Source organism: Oceanospirillum multiglobuliferum (assembly GCF_900167095.1).
GTDB classification, from domain to species: Bacteria; Pseudomonadota; Gammaproteobacteria; order Pseudomonadales; family Halomonadaceae; genus Oceanospirillum; species Oceanospirillum multiglobuliferum.
In genome coordinates this window covers 124663-135052 of the sequence record NZ_FUXG01000011.1, presented here as the reverse complement: position 1 = coordinate 135052, position 10390 = coordinate 124663, and the positions used below count along the sequence as shown (strand labels likewise).

Below are 10390 nucleotides of genomic sequence, written 5' to 3'. Positions count from 1 at the left end.
TACATCACCACCGACTGTACCGGTGATACTGGTGTTAACTGCGTCGGCCTCTGTAGCGTTGAGGAGATCATCGCCTGTGATTGGGTCGATGGTAATGCTGGCTGCGATGTCGGTATCTACGCCAATCTCACGATCTGCTTCTGCGGTGATGCTATTACCCGCGCTATCGGTGGCGGTCACTTGCGCATCAATACTGTTATCTGCTTCAAGATCATCGGTGAGCACATCAATCTTATAGACCAAGTTGCCCGCATCGTTCTTGAACACTTCACCTGTGTAGTCATTACCGTTAACAGTAAGTGTAACAACGTCTCCAGCTTGCACATCACCACCGACTGTACCTGTGATACTGGTGTTAACTGCGTCGGCCTCTGTAGCATTGAGGATATCATCGCCTGTGATTGGGTCGATGGTAATGCTGGCATCAACTTGAGTATCGACAAGTTCAGTAGGAGCTTCTTCATCCGTTGTATCTGTATCTAAGGGAGGTTCGGCATCTGCTTCATCTTCAGCTTCTATACCACCTGTTGTATCTAAAGGAGGTTCAGCAGCAACAGAACTTTCTACAGGAGGGGGGCTGGAGGGTTGTACGTTAAAGACTTGATTTGTAGTTGCACTTGAGCTTTCACCTGTAATAGCAGCTTCATTATCTAATCCATTAAAAGTCGCTCTTGGACTAACAGAAGATATTTCAGGAATAGGCGCACTACTACCATCGCTACTGTCTCGGTTAGTATCTATACTAATAGTTTCCGATTGAGCACCAGTCATTCTTGTGAGTTCTTCAGAACTCACAGTACCTCTCTCGAATGTTTGGGTATCAAGGCTTATATCATCTGACAGACTTGTTTGAATATTTTCATTGCCTGATTCTTCGGCACTTCCCAGTAGTTCAGATGCATCAATTTCGTCATCTTCCTTTTGGGTTTCATCTGATCGACTTAAAACAGTCGATTCATCAAAAAGCAATGCATCATCATTAACACTTTTTACATCCTGGTTTGCATTGTTATCTTCTGAGTTTGCCATTTGATATATCTCCGTTAAACAGTCAATCCATAAGCATTATTACCGCATTTAATCATAGAGCTTTTGTTCTATTCAAGGCATTAAGGTTAAACTCAGATGAAACTTTTAGAGATATAGATAAGTACTTAATAGGGCTATTACTATTGATACCAAGCTAGCTGCACAGAAAAGTCTTAAGTTACAAGCGCTTTGGTCTATCGACAAGAACGGTTAAACTCAGCGTCAGCCCCTTTGCAGAGCTATTCTCTGCTTTCAATTAGAGCTTAATTCACCTTAACCCGAGGTTAAAAGCCAGCCGAAGCGGGCGCAAGAGTCATAACGGAGGATACATGGATAAGAAGATTTGGTTGCCGGAGCATGAGATTCCGACCCACTGGTATAACGTGGTGGCGGATATGCCAAATGCGCCAACCCCACCTTTAGGGCCTGATGGTCAACCGATTGGCCCAGACGCATTGTCAGCCATTTTCCCAAACAGCATTATCGAACAAGAAGTCTCTGCTGAACGCTGGATTAAGATTCCGGATGAAGTGCGTGAGAAACTCGCCACTTGGCGTCCAACACCTTTAGTGCGCGCATTTGCGTTGGAAAAGGCACTGGGTACACCTTGTAAGATTTTCTATAAAAACGAGTCGGTCAGTCCGGCTGGCTCGCATAAGCCTAACTCAGCGATTCCACAAGCCTATTACAACAAAATGGAAGGGGTGAAGCGCTTAATTACTGAAACTGGCGCGGGTCAGTGGGGTAGCTCGTTGGCACTGGCAGGCCAAATGTATGGCCTAGATGTCCGTGTCTTCATGGTGAAGGTCAGTTATAACCAAAAGCCGTATCGCCGTTTGATGATGCAAACTTGGGGGGCAGAGGTACACGCCAGCCCAACCAATTTAACGCAAGTGGGTCGTGACATTTTAGCCAAAGACCCTGATTCACAAGGCTCTTTGGGTATCGCCATTTCTGAGGCCGTTGAAGAAGCCGCAGGAAACCCTGAGGCCAACTATGCGTTAGGTTCTGTGTTGAACCACGTTTTGCTACACCAAACCGTGATCGGTTTGGAAGCCAAAAAGCAGTTGGCAATGGTGGGTGAGTATCCGGATATGGTCTTTGCCCCTTGTGGTGGTGGCTCTAACTTTGGTGGTATCGCCTTCCCATTCTTAGCGGATAACGCAACGGGTAAAAATGTACGCCTTGTTGCCGTAGAGCCGACCTCTTGCCCAACCCTGACTAAGGGTGAGTACACTTATGACTTTGGTGATGCCTCTGGGTTAACGCCAATGACCAAAATGTACACGCTAGGTCATGACTTTATGCCACCGGGCATTCATGCAGGTGGTTTGCGTTATCATGGCGACTCTGCGTTGGTCAGTCAGCTGTACCATGAAGGTTTATTAGAGGCGCGTGCGGTTAGCCAGATCAGAACTTTTGAGGCGGGGGTACTATTTGCCCGCACGGAAGGTATTATTCCAGCCCCTGAATCGAATCACGCCATTGCGGCGGTGGTGGATGAAGCGCTGCGTTGCAAAGAAACCGGAGAAGCGAAAACTTTACTGTTCACTCTTTCAGGTCATGGCCATTTTGATATGGTGTCTTATGACCGTTACTTTAAAGGTGAACTGGAAGATTACGACTACCCAGAAGAAGCCATCAAAGCTTCTTTGGCGCGCTTGCCAAAATTCTAACGGGGTATTTTAGCGAGTAAGACAAAAAACCGGAGAGGTATCACCTGCTCCGGTTTTTTGTGGCGGCTTTTATTTAAAGGCTCAATCTACCCGACCAATCTCAGCCCATTGTCCCTGTGTCAGGGTGAGTAGATCTTGCGGAGCCAGCGCTATTTCTAATCCCCGCTTACCTGCACTGACATGGATTTGGCTTAAGGCTTGTGCGCTTTGATCAATAAAGGTCGGTAAGCGCTTCTTCTGCCCCAAAGGGCTGATACCCCCAACCACATAACCCGTGGTTTTCTCCGCAAGCGCAGGATTGGCCATCTCCATTTTTTTACAGCCCGCTGCTTTTGCTAACGCTTTCAAATCTAAAGTGCCCGCAACTGGCACAACCGCAACCACTAATTTGCCTTCGTTACTTTGTGCCAACAGTGTCTTAAATACTTCGGTCACCGATAGCCCTAAGGCTTTGGCAGCTTCTTCACCGTAAGCGCCGCTATTAGGGTCATGCTGATACTCTTTCACTTCAAAACGGATCGCCATTTTTTTGGCTAGACGAATTGCAGGTGTCATTCAAACCTCTTTATTCTAAATAGTACTGATCACCTCAGCGATTGACCAAATAAGCACGTAAACGGTCTATATAGGGTGGTGCAATCAACAGATACAAGGTTGAAAACACAAAGGACAATAACGTACCCCATAGCAAACCTAAGCTTGGATAACACCATGCAATCGAGGTCGCATAAACCATTAACGAACCTAAGCCAGTCGGGTAATGTTTGATCACCGTTAAGGCTTTTTCGGCTCCATACGTTCGGTGCATCAGCACCAAAAAAGGGAACATGGAAATGGGGAACGCGGCCAAAACACCAGCCGTTGCTGCCGGTACCCAATGTGCAGCACCCGTAATCAGCACTACAATTAAAGCGGCAACCACCGCTCTAAACAGCAATACCGAAACTGACATTTTCACTTTTTTACCCACTTGGCTTTCAGAAATATGCCGATATCCCCAAATACAGGCCAAAATTGCCAAGGCAGGTAAACAGGCGGCGGTCAGCAATGTTAGGGGTAACAGTTTGATCAGCAGCCCTGACAATACAAAACACACAACACCTAAAGCGGACGCGGTGAATACCTCTAACCAGCGGCCTTGTTGGTCTGGGGTCTGAGTTGTGGTGTTATGCTTGGTGCCGACGGCTAGACGTTTGATACCCAACCAATATCCCGTGGTTAACATTAAGGTGCTGGCAAAACCTGCGAGGGTATACACTGCCCCTTCTGCGGCAAACTCAGGGCTGATTTCATAACCGATAAAAAACAGGGCAATCGCCGTACCTAAAGGATAGCCTGACAGTAAGCCCGCAATACGCGGGCTGACGTGTTCGGCGATCAATGACAGACCTATCACGGTCGCCACCGATACCGCAATTTTGATCAGTAATAGGCTTTCAAAACTTAAGCTGTTGTCCATTAGCGTAACAAAGCCACTTTACCTAAAGCCAAACCCGATTCAACCCGTTGATGTGCTAAGCCTACCTCTTCAAAGCTGAAGACTTGCTCATCTAACAGTGGGCGAATATAGCCGTCTTCCACTAAGTTGGTCAGTGCCTCTAATGCTTCGGTTTGGCCGTCAAAGTCTTGTCCATAAAGCAGTGGTGTTGCGATAAAGACCACGTGCAGGGTTAAATTTTTACCATGCAAAGTTGACAGGTCATGGGTAGAGCGAGCCGCAATGGTTGCTACTGTGCCGCTGACACGCACCGCTTGGAAAGAGCGATCCATGTTATCGTTGCCAACTGTATCAAAAACAATATCAAAACCTTTGCCATTGGTGCAGCGTTGCACGTATTGCTCAACGGTTTCTTCACGGTAGTTAATGGTGTCATCGGCTCCCAACTGTCGGGCAATTGCAGCTTTCTCTGGACTAGAGATTGTGGCGAACACATTTGCCCCCGCCCATTTCGCTAGCTGAATAGCAATATGACCAACGCCCCCTGTCCCTGCATGAATCAATACATTGTCACCTGGCTGAATTTGAGCACGCTCAACCAAGGCCTTCCATGCGGTGATAAATACAACGGGCAGAGCTGCAGCTTCTGCAAAGGCTAAGTTGCTGGGCTTTTTCGCCAATAAACGGGCGTCAGCTAACATATAGTCGGCTAAAGCACCTTGGTACTGTTTTAAGCCGCCCGCAAAGCCGAAGACTTCATCTCCCACCACAAACCGCTCAACGCCTTCGCCCACTTCTGTGACAATTCCTGCGACATCACCGTGCAAAATGGCAGGAAATGCAGGGTTGGCTTGCACCAAACCAGCGCGAATTTTGGTATCCAATGGATTCACACTACTGGCGGCTACTTTAATAATGACATGACCTGCCTGAATCTCTGGCATTGGCATCTCTTGTTCAACAAACTGATCAGTGTCGCCATACTGATTGATAACCATCGCTTTCATGAGAGTTCCTTAAGTAGGTTAGAGGTGCAAGAAGCTTGTATTCTGGCGGGTTAAAGCTGCGCTTTCAATTGAGCAAATAGCTCCATTGAATAATTGAAGCTCTTTTTTCTGTACAAAGCAAAAACCCCTTTAATCTTTACGGTTACATTCTGACACTTAATAACACGGCATTTTTATTGATATGTATCAGATAAACCTATTAAATGCGCGCCTACTACATGGTATAGGTTTGTTATTTGCAAGCCTAACCAAATAAAGCCGAGCCATACCTATAAAAAGACATCGGCAAAAAATGACGCGCATTAGCTTACAGAGAAAACTCCCTTGAGGATCCTATGGAAACATTATTTCGTCGCTTGCCGATTAAACAAAGAATATGGCTCATTTTATTGCTGGCCTTTATAGGCATGGCATTAATGCTATTTATTGTTTTAAAACAAGAACGTGCCAGTTTTACTGAGCTTAAACATACCGAAATTCGCCACCTAACAGAGTCTGTGGTCAGCATGGTGGCCGATCTTGATCAGCGCGTTATAAAAGGGGAACTCACCTTAGCTGAAGCGCAAAAAAATGCATTAGAACGTATCCAATCTATGCGTTTTAACACGACAGATTATTTTTGGGTGCAGGACCTGAATAATACGATTCTGATGCACCCAACGGCCTCGATGATTGGGCGAAATCTAACTGAAACAAAAGATGTTAAGGGTAGTCGTTTTTTTGATTCACTAGGACAACAGCTACGTAAGAGCGGTGAGGGCAGTGAGCATTATTACTGGAATCGCCCAGGTAGTGATAAACCAGTCCCTAAACTCTCTTATGCTAAAGCTTATACCAACTGGGGTTGGGCGGTAGGGACTGGGGTTTACATTGATGATATTGAAGCCCAGTTCTGGAAACAGGCCATATCAGTGTTGACCTCTGCTGCCATATTGATGGCGATACTCGTTGTTATTAGCAGTTTATTAGCCCGTAGTATTACTCGCCCATTAGTAGCAACAGTTAATGCACTAAAAGACATTAGTGAAGGTGACGGTGATTTAACCGTGCGTATGAGAGTGCGAGGCAATGATGAAATTACTGGGCTAACCCGCTATTTCAACGCCTTTGCAGAAAAAGTGCATCAAGTGATGATTCAGGTGAATCAAGCTTCGTCTTCTGTATCAGCAGCAGCGGAAGAGCTGTCTTCTATTACAGAAGAGGGGACACGTAATACCAATCAGCAAGCCAAAGAAACTGACCAAGTGGCAACCGCTATTCATGAGATGGCAACTACTGTACATGAAGTGGCGCAAAATGCAGGTGAAGCAGCCAGCGCTGCCAACCGTGCAGACCAAGAGGCCAAGCAAGGTAAAGTGCGCGTAGAAAATGCCATCAAAGCCATTAGTACTTTATCTGAGCAAATTAAAGGCTCTGCTACTGTGATTCAGCGTTTACGCAGCGACAGCCAAAACATTGGTACTGTATTAGATGTTATTCGAGGCATTGCTGAGCAGACTAACTTATTGGCGCTTAATGCTGCAATTGAAGCGGCACGAGCAGGCGAGCAAGGCCGAGGTTTTGCGGTAGTAGCAGATGAAGTACGTACATTGGCACAACGTACTCAACAAAGTACCGATGAAATTCAAAGCATGATTCAACAGCTACAAAGCGCCGCAGCTGAGGCTGTCAGCTCAATAGACAACAGCCTTATATCAACAGAGAAAACTGTCACCACTGCTACGGAGGCGGGCACCTCATTGGATAGTATCTTGCTTGCCGTAGAGTCTATTCGGGATATGAACGATATGATTGCCAGTGCAGCAGAGGAGCAATCTTTGGTCGCAGAAGAGATCAATCGCAACGTAGTAAATATAGTTGACTTGTCTCAGATGACTTCAGAATCAACCTCGCAAGTCAGTCATGCCAGCGATGAATTAGCTAACCAATCAGATCGTCTACACGCATTGGTTCGCCAGTTTAAGATCTAGTCAACATCAGAAGACAAGCTTGAGAGCTTAGATTATCCAAGCTCTCAAGTTATAGCTTAAGCCTCTTTTGGGCTCATCCAAGCAATAAAGCCGCTGACCAACACTAACCCTGTCACCAAAGCGACAACTCCTGGCCAGTACCAGTGACTCCAGAAATAGCCGCCAACAACCCCCATCACACTTGAACCTACATAGTAAAACAGTAAATAAAGTGCCGATGCTTGTGCCTTATATGATTTAGCCACCAGCCCAGTCCAGCTACTGACAATAGAATGTGCACCAAAAAAGCCAAATGTAAAAAGACCTAAGCTTAATATAAGAAGTAAAAGATTCGGGCTTAAACTGAGCAGCACAGCTATTAACATCATGGCTATAGAGTAAAGCAAGACCTTACGATGGCCGTGACGATCTGCTTTACTGCCTAACCAAGTTGAACTAAAAATACCTAACAAATAAATACTGAATAGCCAGCCAATTTGGCTCTCACCGAGCAAATAAGGCGCGGTGCTCAAACGAAACCCTACATAGTTATATAAGCTGACCAGTCCCCCCATTAATAGAAAACCATGTATAAAGCGGCCAAGCTGATCAGGCTGCTTTAAGTGATAACCAAAGCCTTTCAACAGCCCCTGTATTGAAAAGGTGCGTACCGAGAAGTGTTTAGATTGAGGCAGCATGAAAGCAAATAGCAGCGTACAGATCAAACTGACAAACGCCAGAACCTGTAATGCAGTTTCCCAACCATAATATTCGGTTAAACTGCCTGTAATAATTCGCCCAGTCATACCGCCTACAGCAGTGCCACTGACATACAAGCCCATTGCTAAGGTACGACAGTCATTAGAAAACTCCTCACTCACATACGTCATTGCGATGGAAGCCAAGCCCGCCAAGCTGGCACCTTGTAAAGCGCGTAATAGCAAAAGTAAACTGTAGTGCTCAGCAAAAGTGACAGCAAAACCTAACAGAGAGGTCAGCGCCAGTGAACTTAACATAACACTTTTACGTCCTAAACGATCAGACAGGCTCGGCGTAAAAAGTAGCGATACTGCCAGAGCTATGGTTGCTACTGACAAACTTAAACTGGCAGCAGCAGGCGAGATGGAAAATTTTTTTGCCAGTAAAGGTAACAGAGCCTGAGTGCTGTACAAGTTGGCGAAAGTAACAAAAGCTCCACAGAATAACGCTAAACTGGCGCGCCAAAACAGCGGCTCACTTCGACGAATAAACGCAGAATCGTTCGGTAAAATAAAGTCAGACACAAACATCTCCACAGAGCTTAGACCCTGATAATTTGTAATTGAATGTCAAAGGTTTGGACTTTGCAGAAATAGACTTGAAAGGTGCTCAAGCAGGAGAGATTGTTTTTATTATTCTGGATGATGCAGTGCTAGAGATAGGCTGTCTAGCACTTAACGTTAAATTAATGATCAGGTGCTGAATTGCCTTTATTAAAAGAATAGCGTGAGTTTTAGTTTACACATTGCTCTAATCAACACTTAAGCTTGAAATTTCAAGCGGTTAACCCAATCTATGCGGTTCACCTTTGGCACCCAAGGAATATGACTTGTCCCTTTCTCTACCTATTTTTGCTTTTGTTTTTGCTAACTCTGCGGTTTTGGTCAGTGCATTACTGGTATTAGCATTAGAATTCTTCCACCCTGCACTGCGTAGCCCTGATGCTCGCTTCACTTTCAGAACTCAAGCATTAATGCTACAACAATGGTTATCACTGATCTCTATTGCTCTGGCTTTTGTGGCTTTGTACCAATATTTGCCTAATACAGATTGGTGGCTATGGGCTTGTTTATCTCTTTTGTTGATCACATTGTTGCCATCATTTTGGCTACGAAAAGTGGATCTTATGCAGGCAATTCGCGGTGTAAATTGGCGCGGAGCACAAAAACGTAGTCAACAACTACAGTTAGTATTGTTGGTACAGTCTGTTTTATCACTCTTCTTGCTAATGTTAGGAGTGAACTTTGAAACCACTCACTCCTAACTGAGCAAGTGTTTAGTCAGTCTATAAATTGAAAGGATATATGATGAATCAGGCACGTTTTTTCAAGTTGCAGCAAGTGCTGAACCGTAGGCAACCTGACCTAACGGTGATTACTGATAATGTACATAAGTCACGTAATCTGTCAGCAATTGTTCGTACCTGCGACGCCGTAGGTATTCATCAAATACACTCTGCACGTCCTATGGATGGTTATGGTACACATCACGGTACAGCAAAAGGCAGTCATCGATGGTTAGGTGTAAACATTTATGATGAAGTCAGTACACCAATTCAACAACTACAACAACAAGGTTTTAAAGTAATCGCCGCCACATTTTCTGACCGAGCTGTAGATTATCGGAAAATAGATTTCACTCAACCTTGCGCACTGTTATTAGGGGCTGAGCTAGAAGGTGTCAGTGCTGAAGCCGCAGAACTAGCCGATGAGCATGTTATTGTGCCAATGATGGGGATGGTGTCCTCTTTTAATGTTTCAGTTGCAGCTGCGATTATTTTGGCAGAAGCGCAACGTCAGCGAGATGAAAAGGGTCTGTATGATCAGTGTCGTTTAGATACTATAACTTATCAAAAAACCCTTTTTGAATGGGCGCAGCCCAAAGTAGCTGAGTTTTGCCAGCAGCGCCAACTGCCATATCCAGAACTAGATGACGAAGGGGATGTGGCAGATGCCTCTAATTGGCACAAGCAAGTACTAGAGGCAAGCATTGGGACTGAAACAAACAAATAACCCCAAATAAAAGGCTAATCCAAAGCTGTTATTGGAATCTCAAGGTGAGCCTTATTTTGATTCAGCTGTTGCAAAACCAGCTCTGCTTGCGCACGTTGAAAACGCTCTGGTAGTAGGTCAATTTGCTCAGCGGGCGTTTTCTGTTTATAGATAATAGCCCACTGTATAAGCCAATACTGCCACTCTTGCTCTGTCTCAGGCCCTTTAAACAATGGCATTTGACTGAGTAAATAAACTGCGGCAGTTTCAAAACCTGCACAGCCCTCACTTGCCAGCACCACTTTAAGGTCAGCACCATTGAGTTGGTCATGCAAAGGGCGAGGTAGCCAACCTTTTAAGCCTGCTGTATCTGCTAAAATACGCACCAACAAAGCTTCATCGCCTTGGGCTAAGGTAAACCAACGGTTTAAACCGTAATATTCAGTGGGAATTGTCGACATCACAAAAATCCATCAACCGTCAGAAAGTGTTAATCAGTTATACAGTGAGTAATTGTGGCTCAGTATAACAATTGTTGACC

10 protein-coding genes are annotated in these 10390 nt (G+C 45.2%); 4 read left to right on the top strand and 6 right to left on the bottom strand.

The window, feature by feature from the left end; genetic code table 11:
- On the bottom strand, positions 1–1029 hold a 1029-nt coding region (locus tag B5D26_RS09345), incomplete at its 3' end, for an Ig-like domain-containing protein (RefSeq protein WP_143833109.1).
- 329 nt (positions 1030–1358) lie between these two features.
- On the opposite strand from B5D26_RS09345, the gene B5D26_RS09340 reads away from it, so the two are divergent.
- Complete coding sequence (locus B5D26_RS09340) at positions 1359–2705, top strand: TrpB-like pyridoxal phosphate-dependent enzyme (protein ID WP_078745475.1); 1347 nt, start codon at positions 1359–1361, stop codon at positions 2703–2705.
- A gap of 81 nt (positions 2706–2786) precedes the next feature.
- Here the strand turns inward: B5D26_RS09340 and ybaK are convergent, their stop codons facing one another.
- From ybaK to B5D26_RS09325, 3 genes are read right to left on the bottom strand one after another with little or no spacing between them, the layout of a single operon-like run.
- On the bottom strand, positions 2787–3260 hold the full coding sequence (ybaK, locus tag B5D26_RS09335; RefSeq protein ID WP_078745474.1) for a Cys-tRNA(Pro) deacylase: 474 nt from the start codon (positions 3258–3260) through the stop codon (positions 2787–2789).
- Between the two features lie 34 nt (positions 3261–3294).
- Positions 3295–4164 carry a hypothetical protein gene (locus B5D26_RS09330; protein WP_078745473.1) on the bottom strand — a complete coding sequence of 290 codons (870 nt, stop codon included), beginning with the start codon at positions 4162–4164 and terminating at the stop codon, positions 3295–3297.
- Positions 4164–5150 (bottom strand): zinc-dependent alcohol dehydrogenase family protein, encoded by a 987-nt coding sequence (locus tag B5D26_RS09325; RefSeq protein WP_078745472.1) that lies wholly within the window; start codon positions 5148–5150, stop codon positions 4164–4166. The genes B5D26_RS09330 and B5D26_RS09325 overlap by 1 nt, the downstream gene beginning before the upstream one ends.
- A 335-nt stretch (positions 5151–5485) precedes the next feature.
- Here B5D26_RS09325 and B5D26_RS09320 point away from each other — a divergent pair, with 335 nt between their 5' ends.
- Complete coding sequence (locus tag B5D26_RS09320; RefSeq protein ID WP_078745471.1) at positions 5486–7120, top strand: methyl-accepting chemotaxis protein; 1635 nt, start codon at positions 5486–5488, stop codon at positions 7118–7120.
- Between the two features lie 56 nt (positions 7121–7176).
- Here B5D26_RS09320 and B5D26_RS09315 read toward each other — a convergent pair whose 3' ends face one another.
- The gene (locus tag B5D26_RS09315) at positions 7177–8382 is read right to left on the bottom strand and encodes an MFS transporter (protein ID WP_200810650.1); all 1206 of its coding nucleotides are present in this window, start codon (positions 8380–8382) and stop codon (positions 7177–7179) included.
- Between the two features lie 305 nt (positions 8383–8687).
- On the opposite strand from B5D26_RS09315, the gene B5D26_RS09310 reads away from it, so the two are divergent.
- A complete protein-coding gene (locus B5D26_RS09310) occupies positions 8688–9122 on the top strand; it encodes a hypothetical protein (RefSeq protein ID WP_078745469.1) in 435 nt (144 codons plus the stop codon).
- 43 nt (positions 9123–9165) lie between these two features.
- Complete coding sequence (gene trmH, locus B5D26_RS09305; protein WP_078745468.1) at positions 9166–9870, top strand: tRNA (guanosine(18)-2'-O)-methyltransferase TrmH; 705 nt, start codon at positions 9166–9168, stop codon at positions 9868–9870.
- Between the two features lie 14 nt (positions 9871–9884).
- Here the strand turns inward: trmH and B5D26_RS09300 are convergent, their stop codons facing one another.
- On the bottom strand, positions 9885–10310 hold the full coding sequence (locus B5D26_RS09300) for a hypothetical protein (RefSeq protein WP_078745467.1): 426 nt from the start codon (positions 10308–10310) through the stop codon (positions 9885–9887).
- Between the last annotated feature and the right edge of the window lie 80 nt (positions 10311–10390).